The sequence below is a fragment of the Streptomyces sp. B93 genome (assembly GCF_018070565.1).
GTDB lineage: Bacteria > Actinomycetota > Actinomycetes > Streptomycetales > Streptomycetaceae > Streptomyces.
The window spans coordinates 174,810-196,237 of sequence record NZ_JAGPXL010000002.1; the positions used below are offsets into that span (position 1 = coordinate 174,810).

19 protein-coding genes are annotated in these 21,428 nt (G+C 72.2%); 11 read left to right on the forward strand and 8 right to left on the reverse strand.

Features of this window, described 5'->3' with window-relative positions:
* Nucleotides 1-37 precede the first annotated feature (37 nt).
* The 7 genes from KBY47_RS03130 to KBY47_RS03160 all read left to right on the forward strand — a co-directional run bounded on the left by KBY47_RS03130 (nucleotide 38) and on the right by KBY47_RS03160 (nucleotide 8,294).
* Nucleotides 38-586: a SigE family RNA polymerase sigma factor gene (locus KBY47_RS03130; RefSeq protein WP_210919298.1), complete on the forward strand. Its 549-nt coding sequence runs from the start codon at nucleotides 38-40 to the stop codon at nucleotides 584-586.
* Complete coding sequence (locus KBY47_RS03135; protein ID WP_210919299.1) at nucleotides 583-1,473, forward strand: hypothetical protein; 891 nt, start codon at nucleotides 583-585, stop codon at nucleotides 1,471-1,473. Before KBY47_RS03130 ends, KBY47_RS03135 begins: the two co-directional genes overlap by 4 nt.
* A gap of 137 nt (nucleotides 1,474-1,610) precedes the next feature.
* Entirely contained in the window at nucleotides 1,611-3,215 is a 1,605-nt protein-coding gene (locus KBY47_RS03140) for an ABC transporter substrate-binding protein (protein WP_308405019.1), read from the forward strand.
* Nucleotides 3,216-3,237: 22 nt separating this feature from the next.
* Entirely contained in the window at nucleotides 3,238-4,197 is a 960-nt protein-coding gene (locus KBY47_RS03145; RefSeq protein WP_210919301.1) for an ABC transporter permease, read from the forward strand.
* A complete protein-coding gene (locus KBY47_RS03150; RefSeq protein ID WP_210919302.1) occupies nucleotides 4,194-6,200 on the forward strand; it encodes a dipeptide/oligopeptide/nickel ABC transporter permease/ATP-binding protein in 2,007 nt (668 codons plus the stop codon). Before KBY47_RS03145 ends, KBY47_RS03150 begins: the two co-directional genes overlap by 4 nt.
* A gap of 26 nt (nucleotides 6,201-6,226) precedes the next feature.
* The gene (locus KBY47_RS03155; RefSeq protein WP_210919422.1) at nucleotides 6,227-7,249 is read left to right on the forward strand and encodes an oligopeptide/dipeptide ABC transporter ATP-binding protein; all 1,023 of its coding nucleotides are present in this window, start codon (nucleotides 6,227-6,229) and stop codon (nucleotides 7,247-7,249) included.
* A 109-nt stretch (nucleotides 7,250-7,358) separates the two neighbouring features.
* Nucleotides 7,359-8,294 (forward strand): dihydrodipicolinate synthase family protein, encoded by a 936-nt coding sequence (locus KBY47_RS03160; RefSeq protein WP_210919303.1) that lies wholly within the window; start codon nucleotides 7,359-7,361, stop codon nucleotides 8,292-8,294.
* Here KBY47_RS03160 and KBY47_RS03165 read toward each other — a convergent pair.
* The 6 genes from KBY47_RS03165 to leuA all read right to left on the reverse strand — a co-directional run bounded on the left by KBY47_RS03165 (nucleotide 8,291) and on the right by leuA (nucleotide 16,269).
* Complete coding sequence (locus KBY47_RS03165; RefSeq protein ID WP_210919304.1) at nucleotides 8,291-9,508, reverse strand: exo-alpha-sialidase; 1,218 nt, start codon at nucleotides 9,506-9,508, stop codon at nucleotides 8,291-8,293. The genes KBY47_RS03160 and KBY47_RS03165 overlap by 4 nt on opposite strands.
* Before the next feature lie 33 nt (nucleotides 9,509-9,541).
* Nucleotides 9,542-10,201: a response regulator transcription factor gene (locus KBY47_RS03170; protein WP_210919305.1), complete on the reverse strand. Its 660-nt coding sequence runs from the start codon at nucleotides 10,199-10,201 to the stop codon at nucleotides 9,542-9,544.
* Entirely contained in the window at nucleotides 10,198-11,364 is a 1,167-nt protein-coding gene (locus KBY47_RS03175) for a histidine kinase (protein ID WP_210919306.1), read from the reverse strand. Before KBY47_RS03175 ends, KBY47_RS03170 begins: the two co-directional genes overlap by 4 nt.
* A 57-nt stretch (nucleotides 11,365-11,421) precedes the next feature.
* Nucleotides 11,422-13,506: an MMPL family transporter gene (locus KBY47_RS03180; RefSeq protein WP_210919307.1), complete on the reverse strand. Its 2,085-nt coding sequence runs from the start codon at nucleotides 13,504-13,506 to the stop codon at nucleotides 11,422-11,424.
* A 147-nt stretch (nucleotides 13,507-13,653) separates the two neighbouring features.
* On the reverse strand, nucleotides 13,654-14,349 hold the full coding sequence (locus KBY47_RS03185) for a TerB family tellurite resistance protein (protein WP_210919308.1): 696 nt from the start codon (nucleotides 14,347-14,349) through the stop codon (nucleotides 13,654-13,656).
* A 189-nt stretch (nucleotides 14,350-14,538) separates the two neighbouring features.
* Nucleotides 14,539-16,269 carry a 2-isopropylmalate synthase gene (gene leuA / locus KBY47_RS03190; RefSeq protein WP_210919309.1) on the reverse strand — a complete coding sequence of 577 codons (1,731 nt, stop codon included), beginning with the start codon at nucleotides 16,267-16,269 and terminating at the stop codon, nucleotides 14,539-14,541.
* 349 nt (nucleotides 16,270-16,618) lie between these two features.
* On the opposite strand from leuA, the gene KBY47_RS03195 reads away from it, so the two are divergent.
* Genes KBY47_RS03195 through KBY47_RS03205 form a run of 3 tightly spaced genes read left to right on the forward strand, consistent with a single transcriptional unit; the run spans nucleotide 16,619 to nucleotide 19,338 of the window.
* Nucleotides 16,619-17,689, forward strand: a complete 1,071-nt coding sequence (locus tag KBY47_RS03195) for a M4 family metallopeptidase (RefSeq protein WP_210919310.1) — start codon at nucleotides 16,619-16,621, stop codon at nucleotides 17,687-17,689.
* A 21-nt stretch (nucleotides 17,690-17,710) separates the two neighbouring features.
* On the forward strand, nucleotides 17,711-17,977 hold the full coding sequence (locus KBY47_RS03200) for a protealysin inhibitor emfourin (RefSeq protein WP_210919311.1): 267 nt from the start codon (nucleotides 17,711-17,713) through the stop codon (nucleotides 17,975-17,977).
* 50 nt (nucleotides 17,978-18,027) lie between these two features.
* On the forward strand, nucleotides 18,028-19,338 hold the full coding sequence (locus tag KBY47_RS03205; protein WP_210919312.1) for a GH1 family beta-glucosidase: 1,311 nt from the start codon (nucleotides 18,028-18,030) through the stop codon (nucleotides 19,336-19,338).
* Nucleotides 19,339-19,348: 10 nt separating this feature from the next.
* On the opposite strand, the gene era is transcribed toward KBY47_RS03205, so the two are convergent.
* Nucleotides 19,349-20,302, reverse strand: a complete 954-nt coding sequence (era, locus tag KBY47_RS03210) for a GTPase Era (protein WP_210919313.1) — start codon at nucleotides 20,300-20,302, stop codon at nucleotides 19,349-19,351.
* A 125-nt stretch (nucleotides 20,303-20,427) separates the two neighbouring features.
* Here era and KBY47_RS03215 point away from each other — a divergent pair, with 125 nt between their 5' ends.
* Nucleotides 20,428-20,766, forward strand: a complete 339-nt coding sequence (locus KBY47_RS03215) for a P-II family nitrogen regulator (RefSeq protein WP_210919314.1) — start codon at nucleotides 20,428-20,430, stop codon at nucleotides 20,764-20,766.
* A gap of 30 nt (nucleotides 20,767-20,796) precedes the next feature.
* Here the strand turns inward: KBY47_RS03215 and KBY47_RS03220 are convergent, their stop codons facing one another.
* On the reverse strand, nucleotides 20,797-21,270 hold the full coding sequence (locus KBY47_RS03220) for a hypothetical protein (protein WP_210919315.1): 474 nt from the start codon (nucleotides 21,268-21,270) through the stop codon (nucleotides 20,797-20,799).
* Nucleotides 21,271-21,428: the final 158 nt, after the last annotated feature.

Genomic DNA, 21,428 nt, shown 5'->3' on the forward strand with positions numbered 1-21,428 from the left:
GCCGAACAGGTGGTCTGGTGGGCGAGGAGGGTGCTTGATGCAAGCCGAACTAGAGGACCGGTTCCAGGAGTTCGTCAGAGCCCGATGGTCCCATCTGGTGCGTACCGCCTATCTGCTGACCGGTGACGCGCACCACGCCGAGGATCTGACGCAGACGGCGCTGGCGAAGGCGTACCGCTCCTGGCGGCGGGTCTCGCGCAGTGACAACCCGGACGCCTATGTGCGCCGGATGCTCGTCACCTGCAACCGTGACCGCTTCCGCAAGAGGCGGGTGACCGAGGCCCTGACGGCGGCGCCGCCGGAGCGGGCGGGGCGGGACGAGGCGGTGGCCCGGGTCGATGAGCGGCGGGCCCTGCTCGCCGCACTGGCCCAGTTGCCGAAGCGACAGCGGGCCGTGGTCGTCCTGCGCTACTGGGAGGACCTGTCCGAGGCGGAGGTGGCCGAGACCCTCGGCTGCTCGCCGGGCACGGTGAAGAGCCAGGCGTCCAAGGGGCTGGCGAAGTTGCGTACGTATCCGGGGCTGACGCGGGTCATGGACGGGCCCGCGTACAGCGGCACACGCAGTGGAGAGGGAAGCAGGACATGACCGACAACGGGTTCGAGGAGCGGGTGCGGGACCTGCTCAGCGAGGACGCCTACACCATCAGCCCCTCCCCCGCGCCATACCCGGCCATCCGGCGCCGGGGCGTGGCCTGGCGGCGGCGGCGGGTCGCGGCGACGGGGGCGGCCCTGGCGGCGCTGGTGGCGGCGCCGGTGGGGGCGTACGCGATGACCGGGGCGGACGGCTCCGGCGGCGGCAAGGCGAGTCCGGCGGCGTCCTCCACGGCCGCCGCGCCGACGCCGACTCCCGCCCCGACGCCCACGGGGGCAGACACGCGGGGTGTGCTGCTGGACGGCATCACCTACGAGCAGGCGGCCGAGGACCTCGAGTACTGCGTCGGGTTCCGCTGGCCCAGCGCCTCGGAGGACATCGACTACGGCGACCCCGCCGACTACCGCGTCCTGCTCGCCATGCGCAGCACCGGCGACAGCAACGCCCCCGGTGACGGCCGCTTCGTCGTCGCGGTGGCCGACGGGACGCCGATGAAACGGTTGATCTGCAACGTCAAGGACGGCGACGACGGGCCGGGCCGCAGCTTCACCGGCATTGACATGGCAGGCCCGGACGCCGGTCCCGTCGTACCAGACGCCAACGCGCACAAGCTCTACTCCCAGTCCTTCCTCGACAAAGGAAACTGGCAGCTCCCCTTCCGCTGGGCCGGCATCGGCACCGTCGAGGACTCCGTCGCCCGTGTGACCGTCGAGTACGGCGGTGAGACCAGCGAGGCCGTGCTCGACGACGGCTGGTATGTCGCCACCGGGGAGCTGGACCAGCAGGTCACCAAGGCGCCGCACGTCAAGGGCTTCGACGGCGACGGCAAGCTCGTCTACGACTCCGACAGGGACACGACCTACTCGGCCGATCTCCCCTAGGAGGGAGTCACCCGCACGGGAGGGACACCCCCAACCGCCCCTCCCGTGCCACGCGCGCCCTCCTTGACCACCTCCACGGGTCCTCCTATCGTCGCGCTGACTGCCCGAATTGTCCGGGAATGCCCCGTGGAGGTACCGTGCGCCACGCGCCCCCCGCCCGCCGCACGCTCCTCAAGGGCGCCGGGGCGCTCGGCCTCGGGGCGCTGACGGCGGCCTGTCGGGTGGGTCCCGCGTCGACCACCGACTTCGGCGGACGCGGGGGCGCCGACCGTACGCTCACCGCCGTCATCGGCTACGGCAACGACGGGACCTGGGACCCGACGCAGACCGCGTCGGCGTTCTGCATGGCGGGCAACAACCACATCTACGAGGGGCTCCTCGACACCGACCCGATCTCCCGTGAGCCGTACGCCGCGCTCGCCACCCGCATCCCGGCCGACGCCCACGCCACCACCTGGCGGTTCACGATCCGCGACGGCGCCACCTTCCACGACGGCGCTCCCGTCACCGCCGACGACGTCGTCTTCGTCTACGACCGGATCCTCGACCCGGACACCCACACCCTCGCCAAGAGCTTCTTCGCGCCCTGGCTGGACGGGGTGCGCAAGGTCGACGCCCGGACCGTCGAACTCATGCTGAAGTTCCCGTTCCCCGAAGGGCTCGCGCGGCTGACGCTCGCCAAGGTCATGCCCAAGCACGTGTTCTCCCGGCCCGGTGCCTGGGACGAGGCGATCACCGGTCTCGCGGTGGGCTCGGGGCCGTACCGGATGACGGCGCACCACCCGAAGTCCAACACCACCTTCGAGGCGTTCGAGGACTACAACGGGCCGCGCCCGCCCGCGTTCAGGAAGATGAACTGGCTGACCATCGTGGACGCCGCACCCCGGGTCGCCACCGTCTCGGGCGGCTCCAGCGCGGGCGCACAGGTCGCCGACAACATCCCGTACGCCAACATCGGGCAGTTGGAGGCGGCCGGGATGACGGTGGCGGGCGGCGCCGGGATGAACAACCTGTTCCTGATGTTCAACACCGCGCACAAGCCGTTCGACGACGTACGGGTGCGGCAGGCGCTGCGGTACGCCGTCGACACCGAGAAGATGGTGGCGGTGGCGCTGAAAGGGCACGGGAAGCCCGCCTCCTCCTTCCTCGACGAGGCCAACCCCTCCTACCGGCGCGCCCGCACCGTGTACGACCACGATCCCGACCGGGCCCGCGCCCTGCTGAAGGCGGCCGGGGTGCGCGGTCTGGAGGTGGAGATCCTCGCGGTGAACGTGAGCTGGATCGTGGACTGTCTGCCGACCATCAAGTCCTCCTGGGACGCGATCGGGGTGCGCACCACGCTCGCCCCGCAGGAGACCACGGCCGTCTTCACCAAGCTGGACCAGAAGCGGGACTACCAGGTCGTCGCCGCCGCCTCCAACCCCAACCAGTTCGGCCTCGACGCCGATCTGATCATGCATTACAACCACGGCCCCGAGAACCTGTGGATGGGGTACACGCGATGGGCCGACGACCCCGTGGCCCGGCGGCTGTTCCGGGACATGGAGCGGGCCACGCGCGAGCCGGACGCCGCGCGGAAGCGGGCGATGATCCAGGACTACATCGACGTCGTCGCCGAGCAGGCCGTGCTCTATCCGGTCGTCCACAACGAGCTGATCACCGCCTGGGACGCGGGCGCTCTCACCGGGCTGCGGGCCCAGCCGTATCCGGGGATCAACCTCCTCCAGGCCCGCTGGGCCTGAGGAGAAGGGAGCAAGCACCGCCGTGGCCGCCGTCGCCAGGATCCTGCTGCGCCGTATCGCCCTGCTCGTGCCGCTGCTGCTCGGCATCGTGCTGTTCGTCTTCGTGGTGATGCGGTTCTCCGACGCCGACCCGGCGTCCGCGTTCTTCCAGGGCGCCAACCCGACCCCGCAGCAGCTGCACGACTTCCGTGAGGAGCACGGGCTGCTCGATCCGTTCCCCGTGCGGTACGTCCACTTCGTCGGCGACCTGGTCCACGGCGACCTCGGGATCAGCGCCCTGACGCGGGCGCCGGTCGTCGACCAGATCCTCACCGCGCTGCCGCTCACCCTCCAGCTGACGTTCCTCGGGCTGGGCATCGCGGTGGTGCTGTCACTGCTGCTCGGGGTGACCGCCGCGATCTACCGGGACCGGCTGCCGGACCAGCTGGTCCGGGTGGTGTCGCTGACCGGGGTCGCCGCGCCCGGGTTCTGGCTGGCGCTGCTGATGATCCAGTACCTGGCGGTCGACCTGGGCTGGTTCCCGACCGGTGGCTACATCAACCCCGCCGACTCCGTCACCGGCTGGCTGTGGACGATGACGCTGCCCGCGCTGGCGCTGTCGCTGCCGGTGGCGGCGCAGCTGACCCGGATCGTGCGGACGTCGGTGGTGGAGGAGCTGGACAGGGACTACGTGCGGACCGCGATCGGCGGCGGGCTGCCGCCGCACGTCGTCGTCGGGCGCAATGTGCTGCGCAACGCGCTGATCAATCCGCTGACCGTGCTGGGGCTGCGGGTCGGCTATCTGCTGGGCGGTGCCGTCGTCATCGAGACGATCTTCTCGTTGCCCGGTATGGGGAAGCTGATGATCGACGCCGTGAAGAACGGGGACCCGGCCGTCGTGCAGGGGGTGGTGCTGACCACCGCCGTCGGGTTCGTCGTCGTCAACCTCGTCATCGACATCCTGTATCTGCTGGTCAACCCCCGACTGAGGGAGGCGGCGTGACGTTCGGCCGCAAGCGGCTCACGGAGGCGCTCGCCCGGCCCGGTGTCCGGCTGCGCGGCTGGCGGCGGCTGCCGTCGCTGTCGAAGGTGGCCGTCTGCTTCCTGGGCGTGGTGGTGCTGGTGGCGGTGTTCGCGCCGCTGCTCGCGCCGTACGACCCGCTGGAGCAGCAGCCGCCGGCCGACGGCACCGGGCATCCGTCGGCCGCGCACTGGATGGGCCAGGACAGTCTCGGCCGGGACATCCTCAGCCGTCTGATGTACGGGGCCAGGTGGTCGCTGGCGATCGGGCTGGGGGCGACCTCGCTGGCGCTGGTGGCGGGGGCGCTGATCGGGGCGGTGGCGGCGACCTCGCGGAAGGCGGTCGACGAGACGCTGATGCGCTGTCTGGACGTGGTGATGGCGTTCCCCGGGATCGCGCTGGCGGCGGTGCTGGTGGCCGTGTTCGGTGGTGGCATCACGGTGCTGATCTGCGCGATCGCGTTCCTGTTCACGCCGCCCGTGGCGCGGGTGGTGCGGGCGAACATCCTCGACCAGTACGGCGAGGACTACGTCACCGCCGAGCGGGTCATCGGGGCCCGCACCCCGCACATCGTGGTCCGGCACGTCGCCATCAACTGCGCGGCGCCGGTCCTGGTGTTCTGCACGGTGCAGGTGGCGGAGGCGGTGGTGTTCGAGGCGTCGCTGTCGTTCATCGGGGCGGGGGTTCGGCCGCCGGACCCGTCGTGGGGCAGTGTCATCGCCGACGGGAAGAACATGGTGCTCACGGGCGGCTGGTGGGCGACCGTCTTCCCGGGGCTGCTGATGCTGTTCACCGTGCTGTCCCTCAACGTCCTCTCCGAGGGGGTGTCGGACGCCTGGGCGGCACCGGCGGCCCGGGAGGTGCCCGCCAAGGGCCAGGAGGAGGACCGGCTGGAGCGGGCGGAGCCCGGCGGCGGGGCCGTCACCGCGCTGCCGGGACTCGCCGCGACCGCGCGGCGGTTGCGGGCCCGGGCCCGGCCGCTGCCGTCCGGGGAGCCGGTGCTCGCCGTCGAGGACCTCGCCATCGGCTTCGACGACCGGCACGGCGGCGTCGACATCGTCGACGGCATCGGCTTCGAGGTGCGGCCCGGTGAGGTGCTGGGGCTGGTCGGCGAGTCCGGCTGCGGCAAGTCGCTGACCGCGCTGACGGTGATGGGGCTCCAGCCCAGGGGTGCCCGGGTACGGGGCCGGGTCCGGTTCCGGGGGCGTGATCTGCTGGCCGAGCCGATGCGGGCGCGGCGCGCGCTCCTCGGGCACGAGATGGCGATGGTCTACCAGGACGCCCTGTCCTCGCTGAACCCGGCGATGACGATCCACGCCCAGCTCAAGCAGGTCGTACGGCGCGGTGGCCGCCGCTCCCCCGCCGAGCTGCTGTCCCTGGTCGGCCTCGACCCGGACCGCACCCTGCGCAGCTATCCCCATGAACTCTCCGGCGGGCAGCGGCAGCGCGTCCTGATCGCGCTGGCCCTCTCCCGTGACCCGGGGCTGATCGTCGCGGACGAGCCGACGACCGCCCTCGATGTGACCGTGCAGGCGCAGATCATGGCGCTGCTGCTGCGGCTGCGCGAGGAGTTGGGGTTCGCGCTGGTCCTGGTCAGTCACGATCTGGCGCTGGTGTCGGAGGTCACCGACCGGGTGGTGGTGATGTACGGCGGGCAGATCGTGGAGACGGGGGTGACGGCCGACCTGGTGGCGGCCCCGGCGCACCACTACACGCGCGGTCTGCTCGGCAGTGTGCTGTCGCTGGAGGGGGCGGCCGAGCGGATGACGCAGATCAAGGGCGTCGTACCGTCCCCGGCCGACTTCCCCGACGGCTGCCGTTTCGCGGACCGCTGTCCCCGGGCGACCGGCGTCTGCCGGACCACGGCACCCAAGCTGCTGGGCGCGCCCGCCCACACGGCCGCCTGCCATCACCCGGCGGTCGATCTGACGGCCGCCGTCGACCCGGACGACGCGGGCGAGGCCGAGAGCGAGGTCGTGACATGACCGATCTGGTGCACACCCTGAACTCCATGTCCCCGCTGATGGAGCTGTCCGACGCCCATGTCGTCCACCGGGCGCGCGGCGGCGGGGTGTTCGGCCGGGACCGGGTGTACGCGCTGACGGGCGCCGATCTGACCGTCGTACCCGGTGAGACGGTGGGGGTGGTGGGCGAGTCGGGGTGTGGCAAGTCGACGCTGGCGAAGGTGCTGGTGGGGGTGGAGCGGCCGACGTGGGGGACGGTGTCGTACCGGGGACGTGAGCTGTGGGCGATGCCGCCCGCCGAGCGGCGCCGGGCGGTCGGGGCGGGCACGGGGATGGTCTTCCAGGATCCGTCGACCGCGCTGAACCGGCGGCTGACGGTACGGCAGATCCTGCGCGATCCGCTGGATGTGCACCGGCGGGGCAGCGGGGCGCAGCGTGAGGAGCGGGTGCGGGAGCTGATGGCGCTGGTGGGGCTGCCGAGGGCGCTGGCGGACGGGCTGCCGGGGCAGCTCTCGGGCGGGCAGCGGCAGCGCGTCGCCATCGCCCGTGCGCTCGCCCTCGACCCGGATCTGGTGGTGGCGGACGAGCCGACCAGTGCGCTGGACGTGTCGGTGCGGGCGCAGATCCTCAATCTGCTGCTCGATCTGAAGGAGCGGCTGGGTCTCGCGCTGGTGTTCGTCTCGCACGACATCCAGACCGTGCGCCGGATGAGCGACCGGGTGATCACGATGTACCTGGGCCGGATCGTCGAGGAGGCCCCGGCCGACCGGGTCGGCGACCGGGCCTGTCATCCGTACACGCGGGCGCTGTTCTCCGCGACACCGGGGCTGCTCGACCCGGTCGACCCGATCCCGTTGACCGGTCCCGTGCCGTCGGCGGTGCGCCCGCCGAGCGGGTGCCCGTTCCGTACCCGGTGCTGGCGGGCGACGGAGGTGTGCGCCGAGTCGATGCCGCCGTTCACCGACGCGTCGACGCTCGGGCACCGCTACCGCTGCCACCATCCGGTTCCGGAGGACCAGCCGACCCGTGAGCTGGTCGCGCAGGCCGCGCCGCCCACGGAACCGGCGTGACCCGACCGGTAGGGTGCCGCCGCGACGACCGCCCGTGCGCACGCCCGGCGCCACCGGACCGGCCGGTCCACGCCCTGGTCGCCCACGCCACACCCCCGACGGAGCCCGTATGACCTTCCCCGCCCCCCTCACCGGTGTCGTCCCGCCCGTCTGCACGCCCCTGACCCCGGACCGTGAGGTGGATGTGGCGTCGCTGCTCGCGCTCGTCGACCATCTGGTGGCGGGCGGGGTGCACGGGCTGTTCGTGCTCGGCTCGACGTCGGAGACCGCTTATCTGACGGACCGGCAGCGTGAGCTGGTGGTGACCCAGACCGTGCGGCGGGCGGGCGGGCGGCTGCCCGTGCTGGCCGGGGCGATCGACCTGACCACGCCGCGCGTCCTGGACCAGGTCGCCCGGGTCACGGCGGCGGGCGCGGACGCGGTCGTCGTCACCGCGCCGTTCTACACCCGCACCCACCCCACGGAGATCGCCCGCCACTTCCGGCTGGTCGCCCGCTCCAGCCCGGTACCCGTGATCGCCTACGACATCCCGGCCGCCGTGCACTCCAAGCTGCCGTCGGAACTGGTGCTGGAGCTGGCCGCCGAGGGGGTGCTGGCCGGTCTGAAGGACTCCAGCGGCGACCTGGCGGGCTTCCGCCGGGTGGTGACCGGCGCGCGCACCCACCCCGCCCTCGCCAGGTTCTCCGTGCTGACCGGCTCGGAGGCCCTCGTGGACGCCGCGCTGGCGATGGGCGCCGACGGGGCGGTGCCCGGCCTCGCCAACGTCGACCCGCACGGCTACGTCCGCCTGTACCGGCTGCACCGGGCGGGCGACCTGGACCTGGCCCGCGCCGAGCAGGAGCGGCTGTGCGCCCTGCTCGGCATGGTCGGCGTCGGTGACCCGGCCCGGATGGGCGGCAGTTCGTCCGCGCTCGGCGCCTTCAAGGCGGCGCTGCACCTGCGCGGCGTCATCGCCTGCCCGGCGACGGCGGAACCACAGGTGCCGCTGTCGCCGGAGGAGACGGAAGGGGTGGGAAAGTTCCTGGCGGCGGCGGGGCTGCTCTAGCCCGCCTTCTCCCGACGGGCCGTCACCCCGGCCAGGTCGCCGATCGGCAGCCTGCGGAACTCGATCGTCTCGTACGACCCCGACTCGCCCGTCTCGTACAGCACCCCCACCGTCACCGGATCGACCTCCACCAGGTCGGAGTAGGCGGCCCGCAGGTCGGACAGGACCAGCGCCCGTTCGAAGGTGGTGCCGCCGTCGGTGCTGCGCCACACCGCCATGGACCGGCGTGCGGTGGGCACCGACGGCGCGGAGAAGAGCAGGGGCGCGCCCGGCATGCTCAGCTGGAGGGCGCTGGCCTGGACGACTGGCACCGCGTCGAGGGTGGGCTGCATGGCGTAGGGCCGGTCGAGGGTCCGGGCGCCGTCGCTGGAGTGGGTGTCGAGGCGGTTGCCGGGTTCGGTGCCGTGCTGGTCGCGGGCGGAGAAGTAGAGGGTGCCGTCGGGGAGTTCGGCGGCGGTGGACTCGTTGGCGTTGTGCAGGCCGTCGTAGGAGTCGTCGACGAAGCCGAGCCGCCAGGTGTGGCCGCTGTCGTCGCTGTAGAGGGCGTGGGCGCCGTAGTACTTGAACTCCTGGCCGGTGTCGGGGGATCCGGCGGGCGGGGCGGCGGAGTGGTTGGCGGGGACGACGAGGCGGCCCGCGTGCGGGCCGTGGGTGAGGGCGAGGGCGTGGCCGGGTCCGGTGGCGTACCAGCGCCAGCGGGCGGGTTTGACGGTGGCGGTGATCTCCTTGGGCGGGGTGAAGGCACGGCCGTCGTCGGTGGAGCGCTGCACGAACACGCGGCGGCTCTCGGCGGGCGTGGTCTCGCCGCGCATGATCTGCGCCTCGGTGACCCGGCCGCTGTTGTAGGAGCTGACCAGCACGACCGCGCCGGTGCGCGGGTCGACGACGGGTGCCGGGTTGCCCCGGGTGTCGCCGTTCCCGGCGGCGACCACGGTCAGCGGGTCCCAGGTGCAGCCGCCGTCGGTGGAGCGGCGTACGACGACGTCGATGTCCCCGGTGTCCCCGGCCCCGTCCCGGCGGCCCTCGGCGAAGGCGAGGACGGTGCCCTGCCGGGTCGTGACCGCGGCGGGGATGCGGTAGGTGTCGTAGCCGCCCTGCCCGGAGGTGTAGGGCACCGAGGAGGCGCAGCCGGGGGCGGCGACGGCGGGGGTGTGGGCGGTGAGCGGGGTGAGGAGTACGGCGGTGGTGAGGAGGGTGCGGCTCAGCAGTGTCATCCCTGTCCCTGACGGGTCGTCGGACGGTGTTGATCACATGCTCCCCGGAGTGACCAGCCCCGACTCGTACGCCACGATCACCAGCTGTGCCCGGTCGCGCGCCCCCAGCTTGCCCATGATCCGGCTGACGTGGGTCTTCGCGGTGAGCGGGCTGAGGCCCAGGGATTCGGCTATCTCGGTGTTGTTCAGGCCCCGGGCGACCAGGGTGAGCACCTCGCGCTCCCGTTCGGAGAGGCAGCCGGGGCCGCCCGTGACGGGTATCTCGGGGCTGCGCAGAAACCGCTCGATCAGCCGTGCCGTGGGGCCCGGCGACAGCAGCGCCTCCCCGGCGGCGACGGTGCGGATGGCGTCGAGGAGTTCGGCCGGACGGGTGTCCTTCACCAGGAACCCGGAGGCCCCGGCGCGCAGCGCCTCCACGATGTTGTCGTCGGTGTCGTACGTCGTCAGCACCAGCACCTTCACGCCCGCGAGGTCCTCGTCGGCGGCGATCCGCCGGGTGGCCTCGATGCCGTCGAGGTCGGGCATGCGCAGGTCCATCACCACCAGGTCGGCGCGTTCGCTGCGGGCGAGGCGCACGGCCTCGCGGCCGGTTCCCGCCTGCCCGACGACCTGCATGTCCCGGGCCGACTCGACGAGCATGGTGAACGCCGCCCGGACCAGGGTCTGGTCGTCGGCGAGCAGTACGCGGATCATCTCTCTCCCTCGCGCTCCCCGTGGAGCGGCAGTACGGCGGTCACCTCGAAGCCCTCGGCGGCGCGCGGTCCGGCGTCCAGCACCCCGCCGACGCTGCGTACGCGTTCGCGCATGCCGATGAGGCCGAAGCCGGGGGTGGCGCTGCCCTGGCCGGCGCCGTCGTCGGTGACCGAGACGTGCAGGCCGTCCTGTTCCTGGTGGACCCGCACCCGGACGGTGAGGTCGTCGCGGCCGCCGTGCCGGACCGCGTTGGTGAGCGCCTCCTGCACGATCCGGTAGGCGGCGGCACCGACGGCGGGCGGCACGCCGTCGGCGCGCACGGAGAGGTCGACGTCGGCGCCCGCGGCGCGCGCGGTGTCCGCGAGGTCGGCGAGGCCGCGCAGGTCGGGCAGTGGGCCGCGGACGTCGGGGGTGTCGTGGTCGCGCAGCACCTCCAGGGTGGTGCGCAGTTCGCCGCGGGCACTGCGGCAGGTGCCGGCGATGTCGTCGAGGGCCTTGGCGACGGCGGCGCGGTCGAGGCGTTCGGGGTCGGCGGCCAGGACGTGTGCGGCGACGGAGGTCTGCACGCCGATCAGGGTGATGCTGTGGGCGAGCAGGTCGTGCAGGTCGCGGGCGATGCGCAGGCGCTCCTCGGCGACGCGGCGGCGGGCCTCCTCCTCGCGGGTGCGTTCGGCGCGTTCGGCGCGTTCGACGATGGAGGCGATGTACTGGCGGTGGACGCGGACGTACCCGCCGAGGATCAGTACGGCGACGGCCCAGCCGAAGATCCGCACGGTCTCCGTCAATCCGCCCGGGTTGGTGAGGGCGTTGCTGGTGAGCGTCCCGGCCAGCACCAGCGCGCCGACGAGGACCGTGCGGCGTACGGTCCCGGTCACGGCGACGGTGTAGAGCGCCACCATGGTCGCGGGGACGGGGGCGCTGTGGTGGAAGTCGAGCGCGTGGTACGGCGCCACGAGGGCCACGACCAGCAGCAGCACCAGGACCGGTCGGCGGCGGCGCCAGACGAGCGGCACGGTGGAGGCGAGCAGCAGTGTCCAGCCCAGCGCGTCGGGGGTGCGGGCGTCGCCGACGAACGCGGCGAGGAGCGCGCTGACGGCGGCCAGGACGACGGCCAGTCCCGCGTCCCGCCGAAGGCCGGGGTCTCTTCCGGTGGTTGCCCGCACGGGTTCATCTTCCGGGAGGAGGGTGCCCCTCCGGCAGGGAGGGGCACCCTGGGGACGTCAGACCGGTTCGGGCTGCCGCTGCCGTGGTACCGGCTCGGTCTCCTTGGACAGTCGTCCGGGCCACCACACCTTGCGCCGCAGCAGCACGCTCGCCGTGGTCACCAGGTAGGTGCGGACGAGGAAGGTGTCGAGGAGGACGCCGACCGCGATGACGAAGCCGAGTTCGACGAGCGCCACCAGTGGCAGTGTGGTGAGGACGGCGAAGGTGGCGGCGAGGACGACGCCCGCGGAGGCGATGACGCCGCCGGTGGTGCGCAGCGCGGTGAGCGCGGCGGCGGCGGGTTCGGTGCCCGCGAGGGACTCCTCGCGCATGCGGTGCATCAGGAAGATGCCGTAGTCGACGCCGAGGGCGACGAGGAAGACGAAGGAGAGCAGGCCGAGGCCGGGGTCGGTGCCGTCGAAGCCGAACAGGGGCCCGAAGACGAGGCCGCCGATGCCGAGGGCGGCGCCCCACACGGCGACGACGGCGCCGAGCAGCAGCAGCGGGGCGACGAGGCTGCGCAGCAGTCCGACGAGGATGACGAAGACGGCGGCGAGCACCAGCGGAACGATGACCTTGCGGTCGCGGGCCTCGCTGTCGGCGAGGTCGAGCTGCTGGGCGCTGGGCCCGCCGACGTAGGTGTCGCCGAGGTCGTCGAGTCCGGCGCGCAGGGCGTCGATGGTGCGGGTCTCGGCCGGGGTCTCGGGGGCGGCGGTGGCGTAGACGGTGATCTCCGTCCAGCCCTGTCCGCTGCGTCCGGCGGCCGCTTCGGCGACCCCGTCGGTGGAGCGGATCCCGGCCAGGGCGGCGTCGGCGCGGCCGGTGGGCGCCATCACGGTGATGGGCTGGCTGCCGCGTTCGGGGTAGGCCTCGGCGAGGGTCTTCCCGGCGCTGATGGACTCGGGCCGGTCGGTGAAGGAGTCCTCCTGCTTGAGGCTGCCGGGCAGGTTGAGCACGCCGAGGGCGAGCGCGCCGAGCAGCAGGGCGCCGCCGGTGAGGACGGCGACGGGGCGGCGGGTGGCGGAGGTGCCCATGGCGGCGAACAGGGACCGGCGGGCCTTGGGCGTGCTGCCGAAGGCGGGGACCATCGGCCAGAAGACCCGCCGTCCGAGCAGTACGAGTACGGCGGGCAGCAGTGTCGTCATCGCCACCAGTGCCGCGAGGACGCCGACCGTGCCGACGGGGCCCATGCCGCTGCTGCTGTTGAGGTCGGCGGCGAGCAGGCAGAGCAGTCCGGCGGCGACGGTGCCGGAGGAGGCGAGGATGGCCGGTCCGCAGCCGCGCAGGGCGGCCCGCATGGCGTCGTAGGGCCGTTCGTGGCGGCGTAGTTCCTCGCGGTAGCGGGAGATGAGCAGCAGGGCGTAGTCGGTGCCCGCGCCGAGGACGAGGACGGTCATGATGCCGCCGCTCTGGCCGGTGATGGTGACGTCGAGGAGTTCGTGCATGCCGTAGGCGGCGGCCATGGACAGGGAGGCGGCCGCGCCGGCGACGGCGAGCGGGACCAGCCACAGGAAGGGGCTGCGGTAGATGACGATCAGCAGCACGGTGACGACGCCGAGGGTGGCGAGCAGCAGGGTGCCGTCGATCGTCTCGAAGACCTTGCCCATGTCGGTCTGGAGGGCGCCCGGCCCGCCGACCTCGACGCCGAGTCCGCCGCCGCCCTCGGCTCTCTCGCGGACGTCGTCGACGAAGGCGTCCCTGGCCTCTTCGTCCTGGCCGGGTTCGGTGGTGGAGACCGGGTACATGAGGGTGGTGCCGTCGGTGGACGGGATGCCCTGGGGTGTGCCGGTCAGTGCGTGGGTGTCGGCGATCTCGGCGAGCTGTGCGGCGGCGGTGTCGCGGTCGGCGTCGGTGAGTCCGCCGTCGCGGTGGTACACCAGCACCAGGTCGGTCGACTCGCCGCCGGGCAGCCGGTCCTGGACGCGGGCGACCTGGGTGGAGTCGGCGCTGTCGGGCAGGTAGTCGACGGCGCGGTTCTGCTGCACGTCGCTGAACTTCCCGGCGAGCGGTCCCGCGAGCACCAGCGCGGCGAGCCACAGGCCGAGCACCGCCCATGGCACCACGCGTCGTCGCCGGGTGCTTGTCGTGTTGCTGCCCCCCATGGGATGGGCTCCGTCCGTTCGGCGTCTGGGTCGTGTCCAGACTCCCGGCGGGCGGGGGCGGATTCGTCGGGCGCGGGGGCGACTTCGCGGGTACGGCGAGGGGTGACAGGAGCGCCGCGGTACTCCCCGGGGAGTACCGGGGCGCTGCTACGAGGGTGTACCGGCCGCCGTCAGCAGGCGCTCCACGTCGGCGGCGGTCAGGGTGAGCGCGGCGCCGACGGTGGCGAGGACCTCGCGTTCGGCGGGGGTGTAGGGGCCGTCGGCGAGGGCGATCCGGGCGCCCTGGAGCAGGATGGCCTCGCGTCCGCCGGGGGCGAGGTGCGGGGCGAGCGGGTCGAGGGCCTCGTGCAGCTCTATGGCGAGTCCGGGACCGCAGGGTTCCCCGAAGATGCGCCCGGTGTCGGCGGCGAGCGCCTCGACGAGGGCGTTGAGCTGTTCCTCGGTGCAGTCCTGGAAGCCCGCGGCTCGGACCGCGCCCGCGGCGGCCGACAGGGACGTACGGGTGCGGGTGCTGCCCGCGGCGAGGACCGCGAGGGCGACGGTGTGCACGGCGTCGCGGAGCATCGCGGAGAAGCGGCTGGTGGTGGGGTGGTCGAGGACGTCGGTGCCGTAGTGGCGGGCGCAGGCGGCGCACTCGACGACGGGTCCCGCCTCGCCGCGCGGCAGCACGGGCACGCCGAGCAGGGTGAAGCGGCGGTGTCCGGTCAGCCGCTGGTAGTTGCGGTCGCCCCCGCAGCCGGGGCAGAAGAACTGTCCGTCGCCGACGGGCGTCCAGGCGATGCGGGTGCCCAGGATGCGCGCGAAACGACGGGCATGGCCGTTTTGTCCCCGTTCTGGCAGCACGTCGCAGCACCTCCGTAACCCCGCGGCAACATCGCCGCGCTGGCGTGATGTTAGCCACATACGCAAGGCCCAGTCAGTACCCCGGACGAGACCTCTCCGTGACCTGGAGGGAGGAATGGCCGACGGACGACGGTGTCCCGCCCGCCGTCAACCGGCGGACGGGACCCTGAACGCCCCGGTCAGAAGGGGTCAGCGAGCCGATCGGTTGACGGCGGAGACGACCGCCTTCAGCGACGCACGTGTCGTGTTCGCATCGATGCCGATCCCCCACAGAACCTTGTCGTCGATCGCGCATTCGATGTAGGAGGCGGCCTGCGCGGAGGCGCCCTCGCTCATCGTGTGCTCCTGGTAGTCCAGCAGCCGGGCGTCGACGCCGATGCCCTGGAGCGCGTGGAAGAACGCGGAGATCGGACCGTTGCCGGTGCCGACCAGGGTGACCTCCTCGCCGTCGACCTCGGCCTCGACGGTGAGGGTGTCCACGCCATCCTTGTCGGTGGTGGACTGGCCGTTCTTCAGCTGGATGCGGCCCCAGGCGTTGTGCGGGTTGGGCAGGTACTCGTCCTGGAAGATCGCCCAGATGTCCTTCGGCGTGACCTCGCCGCCCTCGGCGTCCGTCTTCGCCTGGATGATCTTCGAGAACTCGATCTGCATCCGGCGCGGCAGCTCCAGCTTGTGCTCGTTCTTCAGCACGTACGCCACGCCGCCCTTGCCGGACTGCGAGTTGACCCGGATCACGGCCTCGTAGGACCTGCCCACGTCCTTGGGGTCGATCGGCAGGTACGGGACCGCCCACTCGATGTCGTCGACGGTGACGCCCTTGGCCTTCGCGTCGGCCTCCATGGCGTCGAAGCCCTTCTTGATGGCGTCCTGGTGGGAGCCGGAGAAGGACGTGTAGACCAGGTCGCCCACGTACGGGTGGCGCGGGTGGACCTCCATCTGGTTGCAGTACTCCCACGTACGACGGATCTCGTCGATGTCGGAGAAGTCGATCTGCGGGTCGACGCCCTGCGAGAACAGGTTCATGCCCAGCGTGACCAGGTCGACGTTGCCGGTGCGCTCGCCCTGCCCGAACAGGCAGCCCTCGACCCGGTCGGCACCGGCCATCAGCGCCAGCTCGGCCGCGGCCACCGCCGTACCGCGGTCGTTGTGCGGGTGCACGGACAGGCAGACGAACTCGCGCCGGGACAGGTTGCGGCCCATCCACTCGAAGCGGTCGGCGTGCGTGGACGGCGTGGAGCGCTCCACGGTGGCGGGCAGGTTCAGGATGATCTCCCGGTCCGGCCCCGGCTGCCAGACGTCCATCACCGACTCGCAGACCTCCAGCGCGAAGTCCAGCTCGGTGTCGGTGAAGATCTCCGGGCTGTACTGGTAGCCAAACGTCGTACCACCAGCCTCGTCGCCCAGCAGCTTCTCGGCGTACTCCATCACCAGCCGCGTACCGTCCACGGCGATCTGCTTGATGTCGTCCTTCGAGCCGCGGAAGACGACCCGGCGGAACACCGGCGCGGTGGCGTTGTACAGATGGACGGTGGCCCGGTGGGCGCCGCGCAGGGACTCCACGGTCCGCTCGATCAGGTCCTCACGGGCCTGCGTCAGCACGGAGATCGTCACATCCTCCGGGATGGCCCCGGGGTCCTCGATGATCGAGCGCACGAAGTCGAAGTCGGTCTGCCCGGAGGCCGGGAAGCCGACCTCGATCTCCTTGTAGCCCATCTTGACCAGCAGATCGAACATGGCCCGCTTGCGTACCGGGGACATCGGGTCGATCAGGGCCTGGTTGCCGTCGCGCAGGTCGGTGGAGAGCCAGCGGGGGGCGGTGGTGACGCGCGCCTGCGGCCAGGTGCGGTCGGGAATGTCGACCTGCTCGTAGCGGCCGTACTTGTGGATCGGCATGGAACTGGGCTGCTGGCGATTGGCCATTTCTGCGGGGCTCCTCAGGATGTCCGGATGGACGGCCGACGACGCAACGCCAAGCTCCGCGGGGAGGGGGTCGGCCTCGACTACAGGCCCTCGCCGCGGCAGCTAAGGAGAAGCAGCCCGAAACGCATGATGCGTAGCATGTTAGCCGAGCCGGTCCGAATCACGGGGTCACGTTCCAGTATGCGGGACCACGACGGGCTCATAGGGGCGCGGGGAACCGCGCGATCAACCACACTCAACCCGCACGCGATAACACAGAGCAACCACCCCGGCCGCACACACCCCCATATTTCACCAATCATGGTGACCCCTAGTGACAGCGCGTACACGCAGTGCCATCGTGCCGCACATGACGACAAACGGGGGCCGCAGGCCCGTCTTCTGCACCATCGTCCCGCCCCACGTCCTCGACAGGCTCGCCCAGGCCGAGGACCCCGCGCTCGCCGGACCCGCCCGCCGCACGCTGCAACGCGACGCCTTCGAGCGCACCCAGCGCCGCCTGACCACCGTGCTGGGCGCCCGCGCGGTCACCGCCGCCCCGGAGGCGGAACCCGGACGGCCGAAGCGCACGGTCTACGACGCCCAGCACCGGACCGCCCTGCCCGGCAGGAAGGTCCGCGGCGAGGGCGACACCCCCGGCAAGGACGCCACCGTCAACCGCGCCTTCGCGGGCCTCGGCGCCACCTTCGAGCTGCTGCTGACGGCGTACGGACGCGACTCGATCGACGGCGCGGGCCTGCCGCTGGACGCGACCGTGCACTACGACGAGGACTACAACAACGCCTTCTGGAACGGCGAGCAGATGGTGTTCGGCGACGGGGACGGGGAGATCTTCCTCGACTTCACCATCGCCATCGACGTCATCGGCCACGAACTGGCACACGGCCTCACCCAGTACACGGCCAACCTCACCTACTTCGGGCAGCCGGGCGCGCTCAACGAGTCGATGTCGGATGTCTTCGGCGCGCTGATCAAGCAGTACACGCTCGGCCAGAGCGCGGCCGACGCCGACTGGCTGATCGGCGCCGGGCTGCTCGCCCCGCGCGTCACCGGGGAGGCGCTGCGCTCGATGAAGGCCCCGGGCACGGCGTACGACGACGACGTCCTCGGCAAGGACCCGCAGCCCGCGACGATGGACGACTATGTGCGCACCGGCCGCGACAACGGCGGCGTCCACATCAACTCCGGCATCCCCAACCACGCCTTCTACCTCACGGCCACGTCCCTCGGCGGGAACGCCTGGGAGCGGGCGGGGCAGCTCTGGTACGACGTGCTGACCGGCGGGGAACTGAAGGAGGACGCCGACTTCGCGGAGTTCGCCGCGCTGACCGTCCGGGCGGCCCGGGACCGGTACGGCGCCGGGGACGAGCTGGACGCGGTCACCAAGGCGTGGGAGCAGGTCGGGGTGCCAACGCGGTGAATCCGTACTAGACACGGTGCCATGCGTATTCAGGTACGGCGTACGGGAGGGTTCGCGGGCATCGAGCGCCATGCCGAGGTGAACACCTCGGGACGGCCCGACGCGGCGGAGTGGCAGGCCCTGGCCGAGCGGGCGGTGGCCTCCGGCCGGGGGACACCACCCGTCGGGGTGCCGGACGGGTTCAGCTACCAGATCACGGTGGACGGCCGGACGGTGTACTGCGCGGACCCGCGGCTGACGGACGAGCAGCGGCAGCTGATCAGCCGGGTGCTGAAGGAAGGGGCGTAACCGCCTTCGGGGGTTGCGGAGCTGACCGGGCGGCCGGATGATCCGGGGTCATGGTCGCCTCACCGCACCCCCCGATGCCCCGCTTTCCCCCGGACTTCCTGTGGGGCGTGTCCACCTCGGCCCACCAGATCGAGGGCGCGGCGGACCTGCGCGAGCCCTCCGTGTGGGACACCTTCACGGCCGAGCCCGGCCGGGTGAGGGACGGCTCCACGGCGGCGGTGGCCTGCGACCACTATCACCGGCGCGGCGAGGACGTGGCACTGCTGGCCGGCCTCGGGGTGGACGCGTACCGCTTCTCGGTGTCCTGGCCGCGGGTGCTGCGCGGCGGTCTGGACTTCTACGACGCGCTGGTGGACGAACTCTGCGCGGCGGGCGTCCGTCCCGTGCCCACCCTCTTCCACTGGGACCTGCCCGAAGGGTTCGACTGGCTGGAACGGGACACCGCGCACCGGTTCGCCGAGTACGTGGAGCGGGTGGCGGAGCGGCTCGGTGACCGGGTGGCGAAGTGGATCACCCTGAACGAGCCCGCCGAGCACACTCTGCTGGGCCACGCCCTGGGCACCCACGCGCCCGGCCGGCGGCTCCTCTTCGACGCCCTGCCGGTCGCCCACCACCAGCTCCTCGCCCACGGTCTCGCGGTACGGGCGCTGCGGGCGACGGGCGCGACGGACGTCGGGATCGCCAACTCGCACGGTCCGGCGTGGGCGGCGTCGGCCGAGGACGCGGACGTGACGGCGGCGGACTTCTACGACGTCCTGCTGAACCGGCTGTTCGCGGAGCCCGTGCTGCTGGGCGAGTACCCGGCGGGGCTCGGGGAGCTGATGCCGGGCGACGTGGGCGCGGACCTGAAGGTGATCGCGGAGCCGGTCGACTGGTACGGGATCAACTACTACGCGCCGACGCTGGTGGGCGCCCCGCAGGGCACGGAGATCGACTTCGGTGGTGTGCGGATGCCCGCCGAGCTGCCGTTCTCGGTGCGCCGGATCGAGGGCGTGCCGACGACGGACTTCGGCTGGCCGGTGGTGCCCGAGGCGCTGACCGAGCTGCTGACGGCCTTCCGGGACCGCTACGGCGACCGGCTGCCGCCGATCGTGATCACCGAGAACGGCTGCTCCTACCAGGGCGTCGACGACCAGGCCCGGATCGCCTTCCACGACGCCCACCTCCGGGCGCTGCACGCGGCGCTGGCGGCGGGCGTCGCCGTGCACGGCTACTTCGTGTGGTCGCTGCTGGACAACTTCGAGTGGGCGGAGGGCTACACCCAGCGGTTCGGGCTGGTGCACGTCGACTTCGAGACACTGACGCGCACCCCGAAGGCGTCCTACCGCTGGTTCCGGGAGCTGCTGCGGGAGCAGCGCTGAGCCGTCCGGCTCAGAAGCCGAGCTTGCGCAGCTGCTTGGGGTCGCGCTGCCAGTCCTTGGCGACCTTGACGTGCAGGTCGAGGAAGACGGGGGTGCCGAGGAGGGCCTCGATCTGGCGGCGGGACTTGATGCCGACCTCCTTCAGGCGCTTGCCCTTGGGGCCGATGATGATGCCCTTCTGGCTGGGGCGTTCGATGTAGACGTTGGCGTGGATGTCGAGGAGGGGCTTGTCCGCCGGGCGGTCCTCGCGCGGCAGCATCTCCTCGACGACGACGGCGATGGAGTGCGGCAGCTCGTCGCGTACGCCCTCCAGGGCGGCCTCGCGAATCAGCTCCGCGATCATGATCTGCTCGGGTTCGTCGGTGAGGTCGCCCTCGGGGTAGAGGGCGGGGCCCTCGGGGAGGAGGGGGACGAGGAGGTCCGCGAGCAGGTCGACCTGCTTGTCGCCGACCGCCGACACCGGCACGATCTCCGCCCACTCGAAGCCCAGCTCCTTGCCGAGCTGGTCGATGGCGATGAGCTGTTCGGCGAGGGTCTTGCTGTCGACGAGGTCGGTCTTGGTGACGATCGCGATCTTCGGGGTCTTCCGGATCGACGCGAGTTCCTTGGCGATGAAGCGGTCGCCGGGGCCGATCTTCTCGTTGGCGGGCAGACAGAAGCCGATCACGTCGACCTCGGCCCAGGTGGTGCGCACGACGTCGTTGAGGCGCTCGCCGAGCAGGGTGCGCGGCTTGTGCAGGCCGGGGGTGTCCACCAGGATCAGCTGCGCCTCGGGCCGGTGCACGATGCCGCGCACCGTGTGCCGGGTGGTCTGCGGCTGGTTGGCGGTGATCGCCACCTTCTGGCCGACCAGGGCGTTCGTGAGGGTGGACTTGCCCGCGTTGGGGCGGCCCACGAAGCAGGCGAAGCCCGCCCGGTGGACGGCCTCGCCGGGCTGCTGGGATGACGGAGTACGAACGCTCATGGCGCCCATTCTCCCTGATCGCCGGGGCCCGGCCGCACCGGCGGGCGGAGCCGCGGATTCCCGTCCCCTGCGCGTACCCCGGCCGGTACCTTACGGCGGGTAACGGGAGGGCCTACGATCGCGCCATGAAACTCATCACCGCGATCGTCAAGCCGTACCGCCTCGACGAGGTGAAGACCGCGCTGCGGGAGATCGGCGTACGGGGGCTGACGGTGACGGAGGCCAGCGGGTACGGGCGGCAGCGCGGGCACACCGAGGTGTACCGGGGCGCCGAGTACCAGGTCGACCTGGTGCCGAAGGTGCGGATCGAGGTCGTCGTCGAGGACGCGGAGTGCGATGCCGTGATCGACGCGGTCGTGAAGGCCGCGCACACCGGCAAGATCGGTGACGGGAAGGTGTGGGCGCTGCCCGTGGAGACGGTCGTACGGGTGCGGACGGGCGAGCGCGGGCCGGACGCGCTGTAGCGGGCCGGACCGCGCTCACCCTCGCGCGGGTCAGTCGAAGACGAACGGGCCCGGGGCCTGTGGTGCGGTCGCCGTGCAGGTGATCGCGATGCCGAAGACCGTCATCCGCAGTGTGCCGCCGTACGCCTCCAGGCTGTCGCCGGGGGCGACGGTGCCGGAGAGCGGGCCGACGGTGACCGGGTCCCCGGCGGCCATGGCCGGGTTCTCGGTGCCCGTGAAGGCGGTGCTGCCGCCGGTCCCGCCCACCAGGGTGAGCGTGGACGTGATGGAGTCCTCGCCGAGCGCGAGCGGCGCGGTGATCGCGTCGGCGGTGAGGGTCAGGGTGGCGGCGGTGCCGTCCTGGGTGGCCGTGAGGGTGGCCGCGCCACCGCCGAAGACGCCGCAGTCGGCGGTGATCGTCGCCGTGTCGGGGGTGACCGCGGCGGCGGGTGCGAGGGCGAGTCCGCAGGCCGCGAGGGTCGCCGCCGTGAGTACCGCACCTGTTCGTAAGCGCTTGCCCGTCATGGGTTCGGGCTCCCTTCACCTGTGGGGGGAATGGCTCGGCAGGTGGGTGCGGTCACACTGCGTACGAGCCGGGTCCGACGGTCCCCTTCGGAACCGTCGGTTCCATTCATGCGCGGGAGACGGGCGACGGCAAGGATGAAATCCGGACTACCGCGGGG